We start from the raw sequence: 17298 nt of genomic DNA, 5'->3' as shown, positions 1-17298 counted from the left end.
AATGCGGACGTAGGTTTAACGGCTAAAACCGACTGGCCCCACCAGGAAGTTGCGGGTTCGAATCCCGTCGTCCGCTCCCATCACGAACCCGCTGGCCCACTGATTCAGATGGTCAGCGGGTTGTCAAGAACGTCGCCGAACCACCCCGAGCGGTTTGTCGTCCTCGTCGAAGGTGAGATCAAGACCGGCGTCGCCGAAAGCCTCTGCTAAGGCTCTGGCGTTATTAGCGATTGGCGTGCGGCGCCCTTTCTCGAAATCGCGGACTGTGGACAACGACACGCCCGCGCGATGGGCGAGCTCTTCCTGTTTCCAATCGAGCCAAGCCCTCGCGGCGCGGCATTGCTCAGGAGATATGACCATGGCTGTGGAGGACAACTTTCAGGATCAACGCCAACGCCTATCGTTGACATTCCAGATGTCCGACTCCACATCTGACGCCAACGGTGGGCGTTGGGATCATGCATGCGACGGGCGTGGGGGGCAAGGGGGACGGGCAGCACTTCCTGCTGTCCGCCGCCGCTCGTCGCTTGTCCGTGGCCCAAGTCGCCAGGCTGGATGACGAGGAAGCCTTCAAGCTATTCTGCGGCATCCGGTGGTGCGCCACCGAAGGCGACCCCGTGTGTCCGCACTGCGGGTGCATCGCCGTCTACAAGCATGCCAAACGCAAGATCTTCACGTGCAAGGCGTGTGTGAGGCAGTTCAGCGTCACCTCCGGCACGATGTTCCATGCTAGGAAGATGCCGATCCGCGACCTACTGGTGGCAATTGCGATCTTCACGAACGGAGCAAAGGGTCATTCGGCCCTGCATCTCGCCCGTGACCTGTGTTGCCAGTACAAGACAGCATTCGTTCTCGCCCACAAGCTCAGGGAGGCCCTGGGCGCCGAGACGGAGACACGCCATGCAATGGGCGAGGTCGAAATCGATGGTGCGTATTTTGGAGGATACGTGAAGCCGGCCAACTGGAAGGTGGATAGGGTCGACCGACGCTTCACGAAGAACCAGAACGGCAAGCGCAGGGTCGTCGTCATCATGCGCGAGCGCGGCGGTCGCACCCTACCCTTCGTCGTCAGGCACGAAGTGGATTCAATCCCAACCCTGCAGGATCGTATCAAGCCGGGCAGCACCGTCCATGCCGACGAGGCTCGGTCATGGGATGCGCTCACCTATGCCGGCCTCGGCCTGATGCGCATCAACCATCAGGAAGCCTACAGTGACGGCGACGCGTGCACGAACCAAGCCGAGTCGTTCTTCTCGCGCATCCGTCGTGCCGAGATCGGCATGCATCACCACATCGCCGGCCCGTACCTTGCGGACTATGCCCACGAGATGGCTTGGCGCGAGGATGCCAGGCGGATCGACAACGGCCAGCAGTTTCTGCTGATCGGTCTGGCGGCGCTAGTCAGCCCGCCCTCGAAGCGATGGAAGGGCTACTGGCAGCGCGCTAAGCGGAATGAATCTGCCTGAATAGGCGGATTTGGAGCCGTGGAGGGAGCCTTCGCTCAGGTGGCATCCGGCCCAGTGTTGACCATGTCCTCGCTGCGGCTCGGCAGCATCGGCGCTACAACCTCCCCTCGCCCGAGACGCCTCGACCACATAAGGTTGCCGGACGCGTCCGTAGCGGACCGGACCCTTCCTTCCTCACGGTGCGACCTGAGCGCCTTGGACACGCGACGGGTCACCTCCGAGATGAGCCGACGGTCGCGGACATCGTCGCCTCGCAGCGCCAGAATGCTCTGGGCGAGCTCACGAGACGTTAGGGGGCCGTCGGCGTCCCGCAACTCCCGCAGCAGGTTCCGCGTCAGCTCGCCCTGCCCGAACAGGACCTGACGCTTCTGTCGGGGCATCTGGTCGTCCAGGTTGCCGGTATGCCCAAGGACGGTCAGCGTTCGATCCAGCGCTCCAATGTCGTTCCGGATCTCGGCCAGCCGATCACGGATGCGCTCGGCCTCGCCGAAGAGCTCGCCGCGCTTCCTGATCAGTCCGGAAATGGTGTGATCGGAGGATGAGAGTGTCCGGTTTTGCATCCCGGCATGATACTGGACCTCGGTCCCGTCTTGCACGGACGTCTATATGCGTTTGCTACCTAATACCGGATCAACACGTTGGAACACCGGACGTCCTTTCCACGTCGCGAGAACGTCGTCCGGATCGCCAAAGCACTCGGCGTCGCGGTCCCGCATCTCACGAACGCGTTCGTTCACGAGGACCTGCAACGGGCTCCGGCTTCGTTGTCGATCACTGAGGCCAGCGGGCGACCGAACGTGGTGCTCCTGCAGATCCACCGCCGCGTATCGACCACGACCGCAGCCAAGGTCATCGCGCTCCTGTCCGAGGACGCGACGGAGGCGGCATGACGGCGGTCACGTGGATCGAGGTCGACGGGCGAGGGTAGGGGGCAGTAAGGAACCGGATCGGCGGTGCCCCCACCTGCCCGGCTCGGGCGGGAAACGGACATGACGTCCGAATCCAGGCGACCGACCGATGGGCTGACGCCGTGGCTCCGGTCTGGAATGGAAGTCGCTTCGGCCTGGGCCGGGCACGTACGTGGCTCAGCCGGACCGTCAAGCGTTTCTTGTCAAAACACCGATTATGCGAACTGGGATATCGCCAGCGATGGCAGACGGTTAACCGCAGTCAACCGCATCTTGGCTGGGATGGCTGATCCTCGGGAACGGCCGCCCTCACCTGCCCGTAGAGCGCGCGTAGATCCGTCAGCTCGGAGACGCGCCCGACCACGAATTCGTTCTGCCCGCCGAAGTCGCCGAAGTCGCCGCCTAGGAATGCGATGATGTTCTTGCCCCTCACGTCGCGGGCGTAGTGCTGCATCAGGGGGATCAGAAGGTCGTTCCTTCCCGGGTCCATCGACATCTCGGAATACGGCGTTTCGCCCTGAAGGATCTCGTATAGCGTCCCGAGCGTCTCCGGGTTCATAAGGTCCGGCCCGAACCGGTTGCCGGCGAGCGCCGTCCGGTAGGTGTCGGCGAGTTCGTCGGCATCGAGACGCATGTAGAGGAAGCGCATCTCGTCGAAGCGCACGTCGTCGAACATGAGCGCCTCCTGCGGGTCAAAGGCATAGGCGTCGATCCGACCGGTTTCGTCGACGTAGCTTCGCGCGTGGCCGACGTAGTCGGTGAAGAAGGAGTTGTCCTCGACCTTGTCTCCGAAGTGCCCGCGGTAGAGCACGGGCCAGCCGTCCGTGGCGTCGATGAAGCCTTCGACGGTGTCGTTCGTCCGGGCCATCTCGACGAAGCCCATCAATTCCACGGGGAGCTGTGTTTCGCGAGGCATGTCGCCCTCCTGGTACAAGGATCTCCCCTCGCCTCGCAAGGATCAACGCCGCCGGACTATACGGCCGCAGTTGAAGGAACGACCCGCGGAAGTCGTCGCGTGGCGGCCGCGATCGGTAACCAAGGCGCCAACAGCGTTGCATCCGGGGTCGAAAAGGCTCGCCCACATGAGTAGGCGGATGCATGATCGGGGGATCTCGACGATGCGGAGGGTTCGTCATGAAGCTTGTCGATGCGTACGTCGCCTGGGTTGCCTCGCTCGAGACCTCGGAACCTCGATCCGCATCGGTGGTGGTCGGATCGAAGGCCGAAGTCGTTGACCGCTTCGAGCGCAGGTCAGGCAGTGCCCGTTGGATTGGTGTGTGCGCGGGAGCGGCCTCGGACCCGGTCTCACAAGCGATGATGATGTTCATCACGTTCAACACGCTGGTCGTGCGAGATCGCGTGGACGTCGATGCCGCACACCGGGAGTTCATGAAAATCGACGAGTATCGTACCCGCATCTCGCGGGACACGCCCGGCGCCGAAGACTAGCGTCCCTTGCGCGGGCGATTGCTCGGTCGGAAGTGACGGTCCGCGGCGGAAGCCCGCCTGCCGCGGCATTTCCTGGTCGGAGGAGGTGGCTTACGGCGCAGGAGCGGATGGAGCCCCGATCTCGCCGTAAGCCACCTGGATGAGACGCTCCAGTTCGTCGCCGAGCTCCGGAGTTGCTGTCACCTTGTCGGGGAAGCCGACGCCGAGCCGGCTGTCCGCAAGCAGGGCGAGTTCGGCCACACCTACGGGACCTCTTTCCAGGAAGGCCTTCACCTCTTGGGCGCCGATCGCCGGAGCCGCGTCGCCGTAGCTCGTCTGCGGCTCGTCCCAGCCCGGCATCCATCGCTTGACGAAGGAATCCCACGAAGGGCCGCGCTCGCCGTGGACCTCGAACGCCAAGCCGTGCGCGCGGCAGGCATCCTCAATGTCGTCCATCGTCGCGCCGAGCTTGTCGCTGCCGTAGATCCAGAGCGGCTTGCCCTGCTGGATCGTCTCCTGGAGCAGGCACATGACCTCGCCGGCGTCCTCGAAGGCGCCCTCCTCCCATCCCGCCTTGGCGTTCTCGGAGACGGCCGCGGCGGCGAGCGCCTGGATCGCTTCCGAGGAAGGAACGGGCCCGACGATCATGATACTGGTGTCCGCCCTGTCGCCCATGGCGCTTCCCATCCTTTCCGCTTCGTAGAAGAACGGTGGCATCCGACTGCGAAAGGGGCAACCGACGGTATCTGGAACGGGGACGAAGCGCAGCCGTTAGGCATCCATGCGCCGGCGATCGGCCGGATGTGATGGAGAACGCGGACATGCGCCGGCTCGCTCTTGCCCTCGCCGCCTGCATCGGCTCGACGGCCGCGATGGCAGGTACCCTGCCCTACGAGGTAAGCGAGCGCGTCCCGCTCGACGTCCCGCCCGCCTATCTCGACCGGGGTGCGGTCGGGCCCGATCTGCATCCAGGCGCGGAGCTGTACGCCAGCGGATGCCAGTTCGTACGGCGCGAGCTCCTGGACGAGCGCGGCGAGATCCGGGTTTTCCGTACGCTCGCCTGCATCTGACGGCTCGGGGAGGCTGCTAGGCCATGCTCACGCGCCAACGGAGGCGCGTGTCTGCCATCAGGACGTCGGCTGGCGACAGAGCGCGCAGACCGACGCTGACGCCGACCTCCTCGACCGCGATGATCCCGACCAATGCGAGCTTCGCGGCAGCCGTCCGCCGCAGCGGCTCGTCGGCCCCCACCCAGGTCGCGCCCGAGGACCTGACGGCCGAAAGCAGCGAAAGTCTTGGGAAAGGCGACCGCGGATCGATCGGGCGGCGTCGGGGCGCGTTCGGGGCGGCGTGCATGGCCGGTTCTCCCGCCCCCAGGCCGCTCTCCGAAGGCGGGGCGCCCGGAGATGATGTGCCGGCGGCTCGCAAAACGGAACTGGTCAGGGGGTAGGGGGCGAAACTTGGACGAAGGAACGAGCCGGCCAAGTTGACAGAGCTGCGCTTTGCCCGGCATCATTCCTTCGCCCGCAGTGGCCAATAGTTCCTTCCAGGCGCCGGCGAGCCATTCTCATTCCTACGGGAGCGTGTCCGTCGGCGGCGCAGCCCCGTCAGATCCTTGAACGCACCCCTCTTCCGGACCCTCGCTGTGATGCCGGCCCTTCTTCTCGGCGCATGCGTCCATCAGCAGCCGCAGGCGGCAGGGCCTGCGGCCGCGCTCGTGGTTCCCATGAAGCCGCATTCCGCCAGACCTGCTGGCAAGCCGTACCAACGCGGCATGGCGTCCTGGTACGGATCCGGATACCGTACGGCCAACGGAGAGCGCTTCAACCCCAACGGCCTCACGGCCGCCCACCCTTCCCTGCCATTCGGAACGAGGCTGCGGGTCGTCAACGGCAACGGCCGTTCCGTCGTCGTGCGGGTGAACGATCGCGGCCCGTTCACGCGCGGGCGCATCATCGATCTTTCGCGCGGTTCGGCATTTGCGATCGGCATGAAAGGTACGTCCGCGGTCGAGGTCTACCGTGTCGCGGACGCCGAGGCGGGCCTCGAGTGAGGGTCTGTCAGAGACGGGGCGCGTAGGCCCGGTCGCTGGTCCAGTCGAGCCCGGTCCGGTACGCGTCCCGGGCTCCTTCGACGAGCCGCGCCGCGATCGTGGCGTCGACGTCGATCAGATCGACGGGCACGCTGCCCTCCGCCGTCGATATCATGGTGCCCTCCCCGATCTCCAGGCGCAGGCGTTCGGCCTCCTCGCGGTACAGGCTCTCGGCCGAGACCCGCCCCAGGCCGTCGCCGCTCTCCAGCACGGCGGATCCGAAATCCCGCCAGAAGGTCGGAAAGCAGGGTCGTTCGAGGGTCGATCGGACGAAGGTGCTCACGCTGCCGCTCCGGTCGCGGGTCGGGACATGGTCGTCCGCCGCGTCTGGAGCCTGATCCGCGGCGACGAAAGAGGAAAGCCTGCGCCGCCCCTCGCCCGCCGGTCGGTTGACGCCCGGCCCGCGCCTCCCACCTGAACCGACTGGAACGGCCGTTGGACCTGATGCCGGGATCGGATGGATAAGCTGGAGCCGGCGGCGCGGTCCGCCCTCATGGGCCGGATACGCGGCACCGACACCGCTCCCGAGATGGCGGTGCGCCGTGCCGCCCATCGACTCGGATACCGGTTCAGGCTGCATCGCAGGTCCCTCCCCGGCCGGCCTGATCTGGTGTTTCCCGCCCGCAGGGCCGTGATCTTCGTGCACGGCTGCTTCTGGCATCGACACGAAGGCTGCGCGAAGGCGAGCACGCCCAAGACGCGCACCGACTTCTGGACGGGCAAGTTCGCCCGCAACGTCGAGCGGGACCGCGAGGCCCAGGACCGGCTCGAGCAGGCCGGCTGGAGGGTCCTGGTCGTCTGGGAATGCGGAATCCGCGATCAGCTGCGGCTCGAATCCACGCTGCGCGAGTTCCTGGGGCCGGCCGGAAAGATGCCGGGACATGGAACGGTGCCTGCATCGACGAAGGAATGACTTGCCGTTTGCGACGAGCTGACGGACACTTGTCGCGTCGTAGGGGAGAGCCCATGGCGCACGTGTCGACGATCGAGGTCCTGGGCGCCCACGCCCGTCTTCGTCGAACGCTCGCCCCTCCCGTCGTCCGCATCGGCTTCGACATCCGAATCCACAGCCGTCGGGCCATAGGCCTGGCTCTCAAGAGGACCGCCGTTCCGACGCCGGTCCTCTTGCCCGTTCAAGCCCCGCAGTTGCCGGCGGCGGAGATCGGGTCCGACGCCGAGGCGTCCGTCGACGATCCCGATCGACGAAGACGCCCCTAACCATTCCGCGTCCCGATCCTTGCGTCGCGCATCGTTCCGCTGTTCCTTCGTCCCCGACCGTCGAGACGAAGGGATCGCAACATGCCGCAGACCGTGCTGAAGGAGTTCAGCGAGGAGGTCGTCGCCCGTTCGACGCGCACGATCCACGTGATCGAGCAGGACAGCGGGACGATCGAACTCTGGCACGAGGGCGTGCGCGTCGACACCCTGACCACCTATACCGATCTCCGGTACGCTCTCGAGGCCGCGCCGGAGATGGTTGAACGGTTCCGCATAACGCCGGCGAGCTCGCTGCACGTGCGGGTCAGAGCCTGCCGCAAGAGGGGGCTCCGGGCCGGTCCCGGCGAACTCAGGTACGGTCGGCGCGACTACGCCGAGACCGTCGGTACCGACTGGTCCGTGCTCCGCCGCCACGTCTGGGACAGCCACGACGGGCCGATGGAGGCCGGCCGCGAACTCGCCCTGCCCTTCTCCATGTCGGCGTTCCACGGCGCACCGGATGCCCGTCCCGACTTCGGCGCGAGCGACGAGGCTCTCGGCCTGACGGTCCGCGAGATCGCGGGCCTTCCCGACGAGCTGCTCTGGTCCGGCTGGGGCTTCGGCGAGGTCCGCGTCGATGCCGTCGATCGGATCGAGCTCGAAACCCGGCCCGACCATGTCGAGGCCGTACGCCCGTCCGGCCGTCCGCTCCTGTGGACCCAGCTGCGGTTCGTCGGTGTCTTCGTCGCGACCGTGCCGGCCGGCATCGATGCTGACGAGGCCCTGCGGACGCTGACGCTCCTTGAGGCCGAACCGGGCATCTGCTCGACCCGCAGCTCCTGGCCGGCCTGGGTCGGCGGCCGCTTCTATTGCGGGTCGCCCGGCAGCGTGCACAAGTGGGGCGACGAACCGGGCGCGCGATGACCGTCTTCCTCACAGCAGATCAGCATTTCGGCCATTCCGGAATCATCGGGAACGCCGGCCGGCCCTTCGCCGGCGTCGACGAGATGGACGAGGTGCTTATCGCGAACTGGAACCGGCGCATCAGGCCGGACTCGGTCGTCTACCACCTGGGCGACTTCGCCCATAAGTGTCCTCCCGCGCGGCTTAGGACGATCTGGAATCGTCTGACCAAGCCGAAGGCGATCCACCTCGTGCCCGGCAACCACGACGACGCGGCGACCCTTGCGCTTCCCTGGACCTCGGTCACGCAGGGGATCCTGACGATGTCGGCCAGCAACCGGCGCTTCAGCCTGTTCCACTACGCTCTGAGAACGTGGCCGGGCATCCGGCGCGGCGCGATCCACGCGTACGGCCATTCGCACAACCGCATGCCCGGATTCCGGAACACGCTTGATGTCGGAGTCGACGCGTGGGGCTTCGCGCCCGCGTCGGTCGACGAGGTCATCCAGAGGGCCGGATCCCTTCCCGAGTTCCCGTTCGGAGAGCCGGAGGACGAGGTGGATGGCGACGCCTCGGCGTCGGGCGGCGAGGCGGGCCTTTGACCACGGCACTTCCCATCCCGCGCGCGATCTGGGGACGCACGTTCGAGGAGTTCCTCGGGCCGGCGAGCCTCGTCGGATCCGCCTTCACGATAGACGGGCACGACGGGGGGTACGACCTCTACTTCGAAGCGCCCTACGATCTCGCTGCGGCCTGGACGTCCTCGGACGGCCTCTACGGCGTGCACCTCGTCGCCGACGAGGACTGGGAGCCTCCGACCGCCGTGCTGATCGATAATCCGACCGGCACCACCGTGGGGTTCTACGCCGGCGGCGAGCTCTGGATCGACGAGGAGCATCGGGGGCGCGGACTGTCGACGCCGCTGATCGTCTGCCTCGTCGCCCGCCTCGGCAGGGCCGCGTACGACAACGCGACCGGCTTGGGCTTCTCGGCGGCGGGGCATGCGGCCCACGCCGCCGCACACCGGAGCGTCGTGTTGCGGGCGGTCGAGGCCGGGTTGAGGGTGCCCGCGCGTGTTCGCCCCGCGGCGGTTCCGGAGTTCGGGGGCGGGCCGCGGCCCTAGCCCGGGCGACCCCGGCGGACGTAGTAGTGGCGCGCGGCGCGTGCCGGGCGGCGATAGGCGAACGAGGCGCCCGGAGCCGCGTGGCGATGGCGACGGCGGACTACCGGCGGCGGCGCGATCGGCTCCGGCGGAAGCGGGCTGGCCAGCGGGAACACGCCGGGCGCCGTGCCGAGGCCCGCGATGCGGGCGCGGTCGTCGCGATCGAGAAGGCCGGGCTTGCAGGCCGCCGTATTGCCCGTCTCGCAGGCCCGGCGATTGCCCTCGTACTCGGCCTGCCGGACGAAGCCTTCGTCGGTGACGGTGAGCAGCTGCCGGTCGCAGCCGGTGCCGTCGATGCAGGACCGGTAGTTGGCCGCATAGCCGTCGTCCGTCCGGACGCGGGGATCGGGAGGAGCGATGCGCGTGAGCTCGCCGGCGAGGGCCGTGCCCATCGAGCAGCCCAGCATCAGGACCGCGAGCGAGGATCGGGAGAGGATGTTCGGCGGAGACATCGGGACCTCCTTCGGTCGCGGTCGGAATTCACTCCTTCCGATGGAACACGGATTTCGGAGCGCGTCCAGCCATTCCTTCGCCACGAGCAGGGGCGGCGCGGCTGTGACGTCCCGCGACGGCTCGGGTCCCTATCGAATGGGACCGTCAGGGTGTCGTCGCGTACTGCGGATCGAGTCTGTCGACGAGCACCGTTTCGGTCGCTCCGGCCGTCCGTCCGCCCTTGACCGGATGGGCTCTGACCATGCGGGTGAACTCCCGATCCGTGCCTTTGTGATAGGTCCGCGGATGCTCTCCGCGATCGTACCCGCCGGATTCGCGGCGGGCGCTTCGCTGGGCCGTCACCGAGGTGACGCGACCCGCCGGGTGCCGGCCGTCGACCTGGAGGGGTGCCCGGTCCACCAGCCATCTGTTGCGGGACCTGGGAGCATCCGAACCGAACACCATGTCGGCGATGCCGCGTGGTCCGCACGCCGGCGCAGCTGGAGGCGTGGCCTCGCTCGAGTGGATCCCGGCCGGCTCGTCGTCGGACGTCCCATCCTGGGTCGTCGACGCGTCGTCGGGCAGATGCTCGACTTGAGGAACGCGGACCCGAGGGATTACGGCTGCGACCGAGGCCATGGCGGCGGCCATCAGGGCGCACTCGATCGCCTCGGTCAGAACGGCACGCCATTCCTCCGAAGGACCGGCTCCGTCGTCCCGGAACGCGAACGGCGCGGGAAATGCGGCCTCCGATGCGAAGGAGTGGCTCAACGCTTCGGAAATCGTCCGATCCGGGTCGTCGGTCGGCACGGTGGCGTGCCAGGATGCGGCCGCGCTGCCCAGGACGTCGCCGGAGCGGCTTTCGCAGATCACCAGCGCCCAGACGTATTCCGCCCAGCCGGCGGCCAGGGCCTCGCGCGAACCGCCCTCCCCCAGATAAATGCCGGCGATCCTCGCCTCCGGGGCGGGCGCCGGGAAGTCGTCCGAGAAGGCGACGTAGACGCAGGGTGAGGGAAGTCGGATGCCGCCAACGCGCATGTCGCCGCGGCGAGTCCCACCGGGCGGCCCGCCGGCGGGAACGCGGACGATCCGGTTGCCGCTTCTCGCCCACTGCAGCGCCCTGGAGAGCCTGAGCGCCTCGTCCCGTGCGACCCGGTCGAGGAGGAAGGAATCGATCGGCACTCCCCCCTCGATGCTCCCGGCCAGAAGGAGACGCCTTATCTCAAGGATGTACGCGTCGACGTCCGCCGCTACCGGAGCGGGGCCCGAGCGGGCCGCGGCGCGTTCCTCGAGATCCGCCAGATGGGAATGACCCGGGAAGACGGTGCGTATCGAGAGCGGATGATAGGTGCGTGACGGCATTGGTCGTCCAGTTCCGATGTCGATCGTACGGTCATCCGCGAAGGAGCGGAAGAGTCGCGGACGTTCCGGCCGTACCTTGCCCTTCCTGCTCGATGCGCCGGCTGACCACGACGTTGGCGTAGAGCGCGGCCTCGACGCACCGGTCGACGAGTTCCGAGAGTGCGGCCCGCCAGGGATCCGCCAGCAGGGCGGCGACGGCCTGCTCGATCGCCGCGCGGGCCGCTGAGAGCGCCGGGCTCTCGCCGTCCTCGATCAGGATGCAGCCGCGGCCGGATCGCTGCTCCACGGTGGCAGATGCCAGAGGCTCGAGGGCGGGGGCCAGTCGGAATTCGATGCGATGACGACCACCCTCACCGGGATGGAGCGAGATCATTCCGTCGCCGGCCGCCGCCTGGAAGACGGGCTTCGAAGGCAGGGCGTGCGAGGCGACGAAGGGTGCGCCTCCGCCGGCCGCGTCCGCCGCGTCGAGGGCTGCGGCATAGGCGGTCTGGGCGATGCCGGTCCAATGGCGGCCCTCCCGATCGAGGCGCACGCCGATCGCGCGGTCGAACGCCGACTTTGCGGTTTCCACCGCCACGACGCGCGCCGCCAGACCTTCGACGGCGCGGTCGAGGTCGTTTCTCAAGCCCGCGTCCGTTTCCGCGCGCAACGCGGCTATGCGCTGCTCGGGCGAAGGGATTCCGGCATCGCGCCTGCAACCGTCGTCTTCTCGGAGCATTAACCCTCGGGCAGGTTCACTCTATGTTCGCATGAGTAGCCTATGACGCGAGCAAACTCCATGCGGTAGTCTGATGTCGGGGCGCTCGTCGCCGAGGCCCCCAGAAGTGGGGATTGCGCGGTGTTCACGTCGGGTTGACCCCCGGATGGCGACCGTGACAAAGCAATTCCAAGCGGTCCGCGATCGCATGAACGTGGATTTTCTGTCGTAGCGGCAGGGACGTAGACGGTTGCAGCAGGTCGAGAACGATCCGTTCGGTCAGGAGGGCATGTTCGCGCCCCCGCAGCACCCGTTCCTTCGGGGAGAATGATGACCGAAGCGGTTGGGCAGAACGACGTGGTCGTTCGACGGGACAGCGTGGTGCGCACGGACGCGCGTCTTCGGGCGCACATTCCGAGCGGGCCGATGCCCGTCGTGATCCAATCCGAGTACGGGCCGATCCGGGTCTTCGTGAGCCAGCGCGGCTCGGTGATCGCCTCGCCGGCGCGCGACCACCTCGAACACGAAGGCTACCAGTGGAACGCCGTCATGGAGTTCACCTACTACGGGGAGAGCTTCGTAGGACCGCTTGAGGTCGTCCGCTATCCGGAGAACCCTCGGATCGCCCAACCCGTCAGCCGCGACAACATCGTCCGGGCGCTCCGCAAGGCCTCCTCGACCTTCATGCTCAAGCAGGAGGCTTCGATCCTGCCGCTGGCGATCAAGGACATCGCGGTCCGGAAGCAGGAGAACGAGGTCATGCTTCGGCGGGCGCGGGTCGATCTGGCGGCGCTTCCGAACGAAAAGAAATCCGTCCTCGCCCGGCGCTTCGACTCGTGGTGCGGCACCCTATGGGTCTCCCCGGCCGAAGGCGAGCTGTCCGTCCAGGGTGGCGGCTTCAGCGGCTCCATCACGGTCAGCGGGAAGATCTGTCAGCTCGCGGCGGCCCTGCCGTTGGAGCACGGGCGCGAGCCGGCGATCGAGCTGGTGAACATCTTCGCCTCGGAGAAGAAGGAGGAGGTTCCTCCGATGCTCCGCTCGGCGCTGCTGGAACTCGCCGAGGTCGTGCGCAGGAACCATCCGGATCTCGTCGAGGCGGCGACCGTCCTGCGGGCCCGCCGCCGGCTGCAGGTCGACATCGCGACCTACGAGAACAACCTCAAGGTCCTGGACCGGTTCGACATGATGTACCGTGACCGGTTGGATCCGGCTCCGGAGCGGCAGTTCCGCGCCACGCCGTCGTCGGCCGCCTGACCCCTCGAAATCGCCTCCGCGTTCTGCCAGGCTCGGGTGCGAGGTGCTCCCGTGCGTAAGATCGTCCTCATCGCGACCCTGCTGTCGACGACCTCCGCCTCGGCGGACGAAGCCCTGCCACGATACGACGTGGCTGCCCTGTGCACGGCCGCCTCGGGCGCGCTCGGCAACTCGGCGTTCGCGAGATCGGCCTGCCAGGACCAGGAGCAGGAGAGCTACGACCGCCTGAAGCAGCGGTGGGCCGGTCTGCCCGACGAGGTCCGGACCACCTGCCAGAAGGTCTCTTCCTGGACTGGGCCGGGTTCGTACTTCGTACTCGGGGCATGCGTCGACGTGGAGCTGGAAGCACGCTCCCGGGCCGCGACCTCGTTCAAATACTGAGCTGTCAGGCGCAAGGCGCTGATCTAGAGGACATTTCGTCCATCGGAGCATCTTCGGGATCGAGCACGGCCGCGCTGGGACGTACGGTGACGGAAACACCAACGGTCTCAAGCGCTTCGACGACGGAGTTCACGCAGCCGTCACCACCGCCCGGCTCGTACCAGGCCCCGGTGATCTCGACGGTCCAGCCCCCGGCGGCGAGGGCGAGATTGTCGGCCAGCACGACCGCCGCCCGGGTCTGGTCGAACTCCTCCATGCTGCAGCCGCGGATCCTAATCGCCGTCAGTCCATGCTCGGCAGCTCGTTGCAGCGCGCTCTCGAGAGACAACCCGAAGTCCCGATAGGCCCGCTGCCGCAGCTGGCTGCTGAGATCCCCGTCGATCACCGCGATCCCGCCGGCCCAGTCCGCGAGATCCTCGGCAAGGGCGGTACGTATGGACGCGGCGGCCTCGTCGCCGCAATTCATGTCGGCGCTGCCGCAGCAGGATCCGGGGTGTACGACGATGAGTAGACGGCGCATCCCGGATTGATGGCGTCATGCGTCGAAAACCGCAAAACCCGATCCCGGACCAGGAGGTATCATGCGCGTCGAGGGACCGGAATTCCGTGACGGCTGGAACGCACGGCTGGATGTCGACGGGACCGTGGTGATCGTCGAGGCGCGCCACAACAGCCGCAACAGGCTTCCGACGGCGCACGAGTTCTCCCGTCAGGCGATGCGGGGCCGAGGCCACTCGATGGTCCAGGTGCCGGAATACGAATGGATCGCGTACGCTCGCGAAGGCGCCGTCGGCCGATGCACGATACGGCCCACCGCTTCGGGCCAGTTCGAGATCACCGGGGTCCGCCGCCTGCACCGGACGCTCGAAGAGGCCGTGCGCGCATGGGCGGTCCCTGTCGTCGCGCGGGCCAACGAAGCCAAGGCGTTTCAGGCGGCGGATGCCGGCGCCCCCTCCCCGCCCAAACCCTGATCGGTCCCGCCGTCGAACGGTCGGCGGCGTGCGCATCGCCGATTGTCCGACGGCGGGGTTCCGCGGCACTTCCGCATGGCCGTCCTGATCTTGGGATTCAGCTACGACCCAGTTGAAAACGCGGTAATAGAACTGGGTTGTATGTACAGCGCCCGGCACTTGGACCCAGGCGCCGTCAGCCGTCGGACCCGTCGAAAAGGTCATCCACGATCCGCCGCTGGGCCTGTTGATCGGTCTCGATCATGTGCTGGAGGCGGTCGAGGGAGCGGTGACCGGCCATGGCCTGGACGTCTCGGAGCGTCGCTCCGGGCACGCTACGGCACTGCCGCGCGGTCTTGGTGATGAAGGCTCTCCGAGCCAGTCGCGCTGCGGCATCGTCCGGAATGCCGGCGATCTTGGCTAGCCGGAAAAACAGGAAGCTGATCGAGCTCGATCGCATCCGTTCCAGGCCCGCGGATCCCGGATCCTTCGTGGCGCCTCCCCCGTCCAGCGCCCGCTCCGAGATGATGAGCGGGTCGTACGGTGTGCCCGGCGCATTGGCGAGTACGGCATCGATCGCCTTCCAGAGCCGGCCCCGGACGACGATCGGGATCTTGCGGGCGACGAGCTTCCTGCCCGGCTTGGCGGTCAGATCGATATGGTCGCCCAGGACGCCGCGATCGGTCAGAACGGCTTCGCGCGGGATCCAGACGATCTCGGCAGGCTTGAGACCGGCATCGGCGGCCAGGAGGACGATCAGACGGTTCCGTTCCGGGTAGCGGGTCTGGAGGCAGGCGGCGGCGAGCGCCTTTATCTGATTGTCGTCCAGTGCGTGGTTCGCCGCCATGGCCGCCCCGAGCCCGCTTCAGGAGCGGACCTCTTTACGGACGGCCCGGCGCGCTGCAAGCGCCGACCCTCAGGGGGTCGGAGCGGAGATCGATCCCGCCAGACGCGCGGAGGCCTCGTACTTGTCGCGGGTTCCGGGAATGCCGCGTTGGAGATCGCCCACGAAACTGTCGTCGAGGCCGCACCACCGGAGCCACTCGTCATATTCCATCGCGGAATCCGGAACGAGATTCTCGGCGCGGGCCGTCTCCTCGCAGATGGCGTCGTAGGCCGCCTTGGCTACGGCGACGGTCTGCTCGGCCCATGCCGGCGCCGAGTCCACCACCGCGAGATCCCATACTGCCGGATCGTCGAATGGGCGGTTGGTGGCGAGATCCTCCGCAACGTCGAGCAGCTCGGCGGGGGTCGCGTCCCGCCAGCCCGCGACCGGGCCGGTCTCGATCTGCACGGCGAGAAGAAGGGCGGTCTCCATCTCGAAGACGAACCGGGTCATCCTTTCACGCTGGTCGGGGAAGATGTGCCCCCACAGCGACGTGTTCTCGTCCGCGACAAGAAATTTGGACATGATCAACCTCCGTGGCCAAGCCTAGCCGCGGGGTTCGCAAGACCAAAGGACGAAGCCGGTCCTGCAGCGGCGCCCGCGGCGCGGTTCCTTCGCGACGGGGAGTCTCGTGCGGCCGGCTGCCGGGCCTACTGGGCCTCCCAGGGGCTCTGCAGAACGACCCGGACCTGCCGCGACGGATTGTCGGCCGCCTGCTGCACGGGCTCTGGGAGAAGACCGGACGGCACTGCGACGGGAAGGGCGACCGCCAGGGTCAGGGCAAGGGACCCGACGAGGAGCGAAGCGACGAACGCGGCCGCCGAAATGGTGTAGGGGTGCCGCAGCATGGCGATCCTCCTTGCGTCGCGGTGAACGGCCGAATTGACGCCGGGTTCCGAACGAGCCGACCAGATCACGGACGCATCCGTATCCAATAGAAATGAACGGGAACTGTTAAGGTTGGGCTAACGACCGCTCCGAGCGTCGGTCATACCTTCACGGCCGATGCATTCCTTTAACGAGGACGTAAGGAACAGGGGGCGACAACCGTCCCGCAACCAACGGGTTCGGCATGCAGGTCCTGGTCGTCGACGACAACAGATCCAACCTTGCGGTGTTCGCTCGGATCCTCCGCGCGATCCCAGGTTGCGAGCCGTCCTCGTTCGCGGATCCCGGCGCGGCTCTGGCCCACTCCGAGCGGGAGAGGGTCGACCTCGTCGTCGTCGACTACCGCATGCCCGGGATGGACGGCATCGAGTTCATCCGGCGGTACCGGGCGCTGCACGGTTCAGAAACCCAGATCATGATGGTCACCATGGCCGGCGAACGGGAGGTCCGCTATCGGGCCTTCGACGCGGGAGCCAACGAGCACCTCTGCCGCCCCCTCGACAACCGCGAATTCCGCGTCCGGATCACGAACGCGATGGCACTCGTCGCCGCGCAGCAGGCGCTCCGCGACGAGAAGGCCTCCCTCGATCGTCTGGTCGCCGAGCAGAGGACCATGATCGAACGCCAGGCCGAGGAACTCGTCGGACGCCTGCTGCGTGCGGCGGAGCGTCGGGACGACGACACCGGCAACCACATCGTGCGGATGGCGGAGGCCTCGCGGGTGATCGCCCGCCGCCTCGGTCTCGACGACGAGACGGTCCGCCTGATCCACGGCGCCGCCCCGATGCACGATGTGGGCAAGATCGGCGTGCCCGACGCGGTTCTGCTCAAGCCCGGCCGCCTCGACGAGAACGAACGCCGGATCATGGAGAGCCACGTCGAGGAGGGCTACGAGATCCTGCGCGACAGCACGATACCGCTCGTCCAGGTCGCGGCCGAGATCGCGTCGTCCCACCACGAGAGATGGGACGGAACGGGGTATCCGCGCGGCCTCAGCGGCGAGGCGATTCCCCTGTCCGGGCGCATCGCGGCGGTGGCGGACGTCTTCGACGCCTTGGCTTCGGACCGGCCCTACAAGACTGCATGGCCGTCGGAGAAGGCGCTCGACTACCTCGTCCAGAATTCGGGCAGGCAGTTCGACCCGAAATGCGTCCAGGCCTTCGTCGACGGCTGGCAGGAGATCGCCCCCCTCTATGCCGCCCGCGGGCTCGGCGCCGCCGCCTGATCGCGCGTCGCGCCTTCCCGCTTGCGCGATCTGCGGCTACGCTTCCTCGTCGCGGGGGCGCATCCGC

At 67.4% G+C, this 17298-nt stretch carries 26 protein-coding genes and 1 tRNA gene; 15 read left to right on the top strand and 12 right to left on the bottom strand.

What is annotated here, in order from left to right:
• Nucleotides 1–3 precede the first annotated feature (3 nt).
• Nucleotides 4–76: transfer RNA gene (locus tag PQI07_RS26815), tRNA-Gly, on the top strand.
• A gap of 47 nt (nucleotides 77–123) precedes the next feature.
• Here PQI07_RS26815 and PQI07_RS26810 read toward each other — a convergent pair.
• On the bottom strand, nucleotides 124–360 hold the full coding sequence (locus PQI07_RS26810) for a helix-turn-helix domain-containing protein (RefSeq protein WP_274928911.1): 237 nt from the start codon (nucleotides 358–360) through the stop codon (nucleotides 124–126).
• Between the two features lie 98 nt (nucleotides 361–458).
• Between PQI07_RS26810 and PQI07_RS26805 the strand changes: the two genes are divergently transcribed.
• Nucleotides 459–1466, top strand: a complete 1008-nt coding sequence (locus tag PQI07_RS26805) for an IS1595 family transposase (RefSeq protein ID WP_274928079.1) — start codon at nucleotides 459–461, stop codon at nucleotides 1464–1466.
• A gap of 35 nt (nucleotides 1467–1501) precedes the next feature.
• Here PQI07_RS26805 and PQI07_RS26800 read toward each other — a convergent pair whose 3' ends face one another.
• On the bottom strand, nucleotides 1502–1846 hold the full coding sequence (locus PQI07_RS26800) for a hypothetical protein (RefSeq protein WP_274928078.1): 345 nt from the start codon (nucleotides 1844–1846) through the stop codon (nucleotides 1502–1504).
• Between the two features lie 21 nt (nucleotides 1847–1867).
• Between PQI07_RS26800 and PQI07_RS26795 the strand changes: the two genes are divergently transcribed.
• Together PQI07_RS26795 and PQI07_RS26790 are read left to right on the top strand one after the other, a co-directional pair.
• Nucleotides 1868–2008, top strand: a complete 141-nt coding sequence (locus tag PQI07_RS26795; RefSeq protein WP_274928077.1) for a hypothetical protein — start codon at nucleotides 1868–1870, stop codon at nucleotides 2006–2008.
• A 96-nt stretch (nucleotides 2009–2104) separates the two neighbouring features.
• The gene (locus PQI07_RS26790) at nucleotides 2105–2356 is read left to right on the top strand and encodes a hypothetical protein (protein WP_274928076.1); all 252 of its coding nucleotides are present in this window, start codon (nucleotides 2105–2107) and stop codon (nucleotides 2354–2356) included.
• Nucleotides 2357–2636: 280 nt separating this feature from the next.
• Here the strand turns inward: PQI07_RS26790 and PQI07_RS26785 are convergent, their stop codons facing one another.
• Nucleotides 2637–3290, bottom strand: coding sequence for a hypothetical protein (locus PQI07_RS26785; protein ID WP_274928075.1), 654 nt, complete (start codon nucleotides 3288–3290; stop codon nucleotides 2637–2639).
• Nucleotides 3291–3508: 218 nt separating this feature from the next.
• On the opposite strand from PQI07_RS26785, the gene PQI07_RS26780 reads away from it, so the two are divergent.
• Nucleotides 3509–3823 (top strand): hypothetical protein, encoded by a 315-nt coding sequence (locus PQI07_RS26780; RefSeq protein ID WP_274928074.1) that lies wholly within the window; start codon nucleotides 3509–3511, stop codon nucleotides 3821–3823.
• A gap of 90 nt (nucleotides 3824–3913) precedes the next feature.
• Here the strand turns inward: PQI07_RS26780 and PQI07_RS26775 are convergent, their stop codons facing one another.
• The gene (locus tag PQI07_RS26775) at nucleotides 3914–4477 is read right to left on the bottom strand and encodes a hypothetical protein (protein ID WP_274928073.1); all 564 of its coding nucleotides are present in this window, start codon (nucleotides 4475–4477) and stop codon (nucleotides 3914–3916) included.
• A 146-nt stretch (nucleotides 4478–4623) separates the two neighbouring features.
• On the opposite strand from PQI07_RS26775, the gene PQI07_RS26770 reads away from it, so the two are divergent.
• Together PQI07_RS26770 and PQI07_RS26765 are read left to right on the top strand one after the other, a co-directional pair.
• Entirely contained in the window at nucleotides 4624–4872 is a 249-nt protein-coding gene (locus PQI07_RS26770; protein WP_274928072.1) for a hypothetical protein, read from the top strand.
• 656 nt (nucleotides 4873–5528) lie between these two features.
• Nucleotides 5529–5855, top strand: coding sequence for a septal ring lytic transglycosylase RlpA family protein (locus PQI07_RS26765; RefSeq protein ID WP_274928910.1), 327 nt, complete (start codon nucleotides 5529–5531; stop codon nucleotides 5853–5855).
• A gap of 7 nt (nucleotides 5856–5862) precedes the next feature.
• Here the strand turns inward: PQI07_RS26765 and PQI07_RS26760 are convergent, their stop codons facing one another.
• Nucleotides 5863–6177 (bottom strand): hypothetical protein, encoded by a 315-nt coding sequence (locus PQI07_RS26760; RefSeq protein WP_274928071.1) that lies wholly within the window; start codon nucleotides 6175–6177, stop codon nucleotides 5863–5865.
• Nucleotides 6178–6351: 174 nt separating this feature from the next.
• Here PQI07_RS26760 and PQI07_RS26755 point away from each other — a divergent pair, with 174 nt between their 5' ends.
• The 4 genes from PQI07_RS26755 to PQI07_RS26740 all read left to right on the top strand — a co-directional run bounded on the left by PQI07_RS26755 (nucleotide 6352) and on the right by PQI07_RS26740 (nucleotide 9117).
• Nucleotides 6352–6807 carry a very short patch repair endonuclease gene (locus tag PQI07_RS26755; protein ID WP_274928070.1) on the top strand — a complete coding sequence of 152 codons (456 nt, stop codon included), beginning with the start codon at nucleotides 6352–6354 and terminating at the stop codon, nucleotides 6805–6807.
• Nucleotides 6808–7193: 386 nt separating this feature from the next.
• On the top strand, nucleotides 7194–8015 hold the full coding sequence (locus tag PQI07_RS26750; RefSeq protein WP_274928069.1) for a hypothetical protein: 822 nt from the start codon (nucleotides 7194–7196) through the stop codon (nucleotides 8013–8015).
• On the top strand, nucleotides 8012–8596 hold the full coding sequence (locus PQI07_RS26745; RefSeq protein ID WP_274928068.1) for a metallophosphoesterase: 585 nt from the start codon (nucleotides 8012–8014) through the stop codon (nucleotides 8594–8596). Before PQI07_RS26750 ends, PQI07_RS26745 begins: the two co-directional genes overlap by 4 nt.
• Nucleotides 8593–9117: a hypothetical protein gene (locus PQI07_RS26740; protein WP_274928067.1), complete on the top strand. Its 525-nt coding sequence runs from the start codon at nucleotides 8593–8595 to the stop codon at nucleotides 9115–9117. The genes PQI07_RS26745 and PQI07_RS26740 overlap by 4 nt, the downstream gene beginning before the upstream one ends.
• Here the strand turns inward: PQI07_RS26740 and PQI07_RS26735 are convergent.
• The 3 genes from PQI07_RS26735 to PQI07_RS26725 all read right to left on the bottom strand — a co-directional run bounded on the left by PQI07_RS26735 (nucleotide 9114) and on the right by PQI07_RS26725 (nucleotide 11575).
• The gene (locus tag PQI07_RS26735; RefSeq protein ID WP_274928066.1) at nucleotides 9114–9608 is read right to left on the bottom strand and encodes a hypothetical protein; all 495 of its coding nucleotides are present in this window, start codon (nucleotides 9606–9608) and stop codon (nucleotides 9114–9116) included. The two genes, PQI07_RS26740 and PQI07_RS26735, sit on opposite strands and share 4 nt — an antisense overlap.
• Before the next feature lie 145 nt (nucleotides 9609–9753).
• Nucleotides 9754–10770, bottom strand: a complete 1017-nt coding sequence (locus PQI07_RS26730; protein ID WP_274928065.1) for a hypothetical protein — start codon at nucleotides 10768–10770, stop codon at nucleotides 9754–9756.
• A 211-nt stretch (nucleotides 10771–10981) separates the two neighbouring features.
• On the bottom strand, nucleotides 10982–11575 hold the full coding sequence (locus PQI07_RS26725) for a hypothetical protein (protein WP_274928064.1): 594 nt from the start codon (nucleotides 11573–11575) through the stop codon (nucleotides 10982–10984).
• A gap of 498 nt (nucleotides 11576–12073) precedes the next feature.
• On the opposite strand from PQI07_RS26725, the gene PQI07_RS26720 reads away from it, so the two are divergent.
• Together PQI07_RS26720 and PQI07_RS26715 are read left to right on the top strand one after the other, a co-directional pair.
• The gene (locus PQI07_RS26720; protein ID WP_274928063.1) at nucleotides 12074–12901 is read left to right on the top strand and encodes a hypothetical protein; all 828 of its coding nucleotides are present in this window, start codon (nucleotides 12074–12076) and stop codon (nucleotides 12899–12901) included.
• A 51-nt stretch (nucleotides 12902–12952) separates the two neighbouring features.
• Entirely contained in the window at nucleotides 12953–13282 is a 330-nt protein-coding gene (locus PQI07_RS26715) for a hypothetical protein (RefSeq protein WP_274928062.1), read from the top strand.
• A gap of 4 nt (nucleotides 13283–13286) precedes the next feature.
• On the opposite strand, the gene PQI07_RS26710 is transcribed toward PQI07_RS26715, so the two are convergent.
• Nucleotides 13287–13802: a hypothetical protein gene (locus PQI07_RS26710; protein ID WP_274928061.1), complete on the bottom strand. Its 516-nt coding sequence runs from the start codon at nucleotides 13800–13802 to the stop codon at nucleotides 13287–13289.
• A gap of 61 nt (nucleotides 13803–13863) precedes the next feature.
• Here PQI07_RS26710 and PQI07_RS26705 point away from each other — a divergent pair, with 61 nt between their 5' ends.
• Complete coding sequence (locus PQI07_RS26705) at nucleotides 13864–14253, top strand: hypothetical protein (protein WP_274928060.1); 390 nt, start codon at nucleotides 13864–13866, stop codon at nucleotides 14251–14253.
• 175 nt (nucleotides 14254–14428) lie between these two features.
• Here PQI07_RS26705 and PQI07_RS26700 read toward each other — a convergent pair whose 3' ends face one another.
• The 3 genes from PQI07_RS26700 to PQI07_RS26690 form a co-directional block, all read right to left on the bottom strand.
• Nucleotides 14429–15079, bottom strand: coding sequence for a hypothetical protein (locus PQI07_RS26700; RefSeq protein WP_274928059.1), 651 nt, complete (start codon nucleotides 15077–15079; stop codon nucleotides 14429–14431).
• Between the two features lie 69 nt (nucleotides 15080–15148).
• Nucleotides 15149–15643, bottom strand: coding sequence for a hypothetical protein (locus PQI07_RS26695; protein WP_274928058.1), 495 nt, complete (start codon nucleotides 15641–15643; stop codon nucleotides 15149–15151).
• Between the two features lie 125 nt (nucleotides 15644–15768).
• On the bottom strand, nucleotides 15769–15966 hold the full coding sequence (locus tag PQI07_RS26690; RefSeq protein ID WP_274928057.1) for a hypothetical protein: 198 nt from the start codon (nucleotides 15964–15966) through the stop codon (nucleotides 15769–15771).
• Between the two features lie 224 nt (nucleotides 15967–16190).
• On the opposite strand from PQI07_RS26690, the gene PQI07_RS26685 reads away from it, so the two are divergent.
• Nucleotides 16191–17231 carry an HD domain-containing phosphohydrolase gene (locus PQI07_RS26685; RefSeq protein ID WP_274928056.1) on the top strand — a complete coding sequence of 347 codons (1041 nt, stop codon included), beginning with the start codon at nucleotides 16191–16193 and terminating at the stop codon, nucleotides 17229–17231.
• Nucleotides 17232–17298 lie beyond the last annotated feature (67 nt).

Origin of the sequence: Methylobacterium sp. 092160098-2, from assembly GCF_028920805.1 — a bacterium.
GTDB classification, from domain to species: domain Bacteria; phylum Pseudomonadota; class Alphaproteobacteria; order Rhizobiales; family Beijerinckiaceae; genus Methylobacterium; species Methylobacterium fujisawaense.
The sequence above is the reverse complement of the archived record's forward strand: the minus strand, read 5'-3'. Positions and strand labels throughout refer to the sequence as shown.

What these genes read in the sequence shown, in the direction of transcription:
- PQI07_RS26810 (WP_274928911.1), bottom strand. Translation starts at nt 360, where the DNA reads ATGGTCATATCTCCTGAGCAATGCCGCGCCGCGAGGGCTTGGCTCGAT.
- PQI07_RS26805 (WP_274928079.1), top strand. Translation starts at nt 459, where the DNA reads ATGCATGCGACGGGCGTGGGGGGCAAGGGGGACGGGCAGCACTTCCTG.
- PQI07_RS26800 (WP_274928078.1), bottom strand. Translation starts at nt 1,846, where the DNA reads ATGCCCCGACAGAAGCGTCAGGTCCTGTTCGGGCAGGGCGAGCTGACG.
- PQI07_RS26795 (WP_274928077.1), top strand. Translation starts at nt 1,868, where the DNA reads ATGCCCAAGGACGGTCAGCGTTCGATCCAGCGCTCCAATGTCGTTCCG.
- PQI07_RS26785 (WP_274928075.1), bottom strand. Translation starts at nt 3,290, where the DNA reads ATGCCTCGCGAAACACAGCTCCCCGTGGAATTGATGGGCTTCGTCGAG.
- PQI07_RS26780 (WP_274928074.1), top strand. Translation starts at nt 3,509, where the DNA reads ATGAAGCTTGTCGATGCGTACGTCGCCTGGGTTGCCTCGCTCGAGACC.
- PQI07_RS26775 (WP_274928073.1), bottom strand. Translation starts at nt 4,477, where the DNA reads ATGGGCGACAGGGCGGACACCAGTATCATGATCGTCGGGCCCGTTCCT.
- PQI07_RS26770 (WP_274928072.1), top strand. Translation starts at nt 4,624, where the DNA reads ATGCGCCGGCTCGCTCTTGCCCTCGCCGCCTGCATCGGCTCGACGGCC.
- PQI07_RS26765 (WP_274928910.1), top strand. Translation starts at nt 5,529, where the DNA reads ATGAAGCCGCATTCCGCCAGACCTGCTGGCAAGCCGTACCAACGCGGC.
- PQI07_RS26755 (WP_274928070.1), top strand. Translation starts at nt 6,352, where the DNA reads ATGGATAAGCTGGAGCCGGCGGCGCGGTCCGCCCTCATGGGCCGGATA.
- PQI07_RS26750 (WP_274928069.1), top strand. Translation starts at nt 7,194, where the DNA reads ATGCCGCAGACCGTGCTGAAGGAGTTCAGCGAGGAGGTCGTCGCCCGT.
- PQI07_RS26745 (WP_274928068.1), top strand. Translation starts at nt 8,012, where the DNA reads ATGACCGTCTTCCTCACAGCAGATCAGCATTTCGGCCATTCCGGAATC.
- PQI07_RS26735 (WP_274928066.1), bottom strand. Translation starts at nt 9,608, where the DNA reads ATGTCTCCGCCGAACATCCTCTCCCGATCCTCGCTCGCGGTCCTGATG.
- PQI07_RS26720 (WP_274928063.1), top strand. Translation starts at nt 12,074, where the DNA reads ATGCCCGTCGTGATCCAATCCGAGTACGGGCCGATCCGGGTCTTCGTG.
- PQI07_RS26710 (WP_274928061.1), bottom strand. Translation starts at nt 13,802, where the DNA reads ATGCGCCGTCTACTCATCGTCGTACACCCCGGATCCTGCTGCGGCAGC.
- PQI07_RS26705 (WP_274928060.1), top strand. Translation starts at nt 13,864, where the DNA reads ATGCGCGTCGAGGGACCGGAATTCCGTGACGGCTGGAACGCACGGCTG.
- PQI07_RS26700 (WP_274928059.1), bottom strand. Translation starts at nt 15,079, where the DNA reads ATGGCGGCGAACCACGCACTGGACGACAATCAGATAAAGGCGCTCGCC.
- PQI07_RS26695 (WP_274928058.1), bottom strand. Translation starts at nt 15,643, where the DNA reads ATGTCCAAATTTCTTGTCGCGGACGAGAACACGTCGCTGTGGGGGCAC.
- PQI07_RS26690 (WP_274928057.1), bottom strand. Translation starts at nt 15,966, where the DNA reads ATGCTGCGGCACCCCTACACCATTTCGGCGGCCGCGTTCGTCGCTTCG.
- PQI07_RS26685 (WP_274928056.1), top strand. Translation starts at nt 16,191, where the DNA reads ATGCAGGTCCTGGTCGTCGACGACAACAGATCCAACCTTGCGGTGTTC.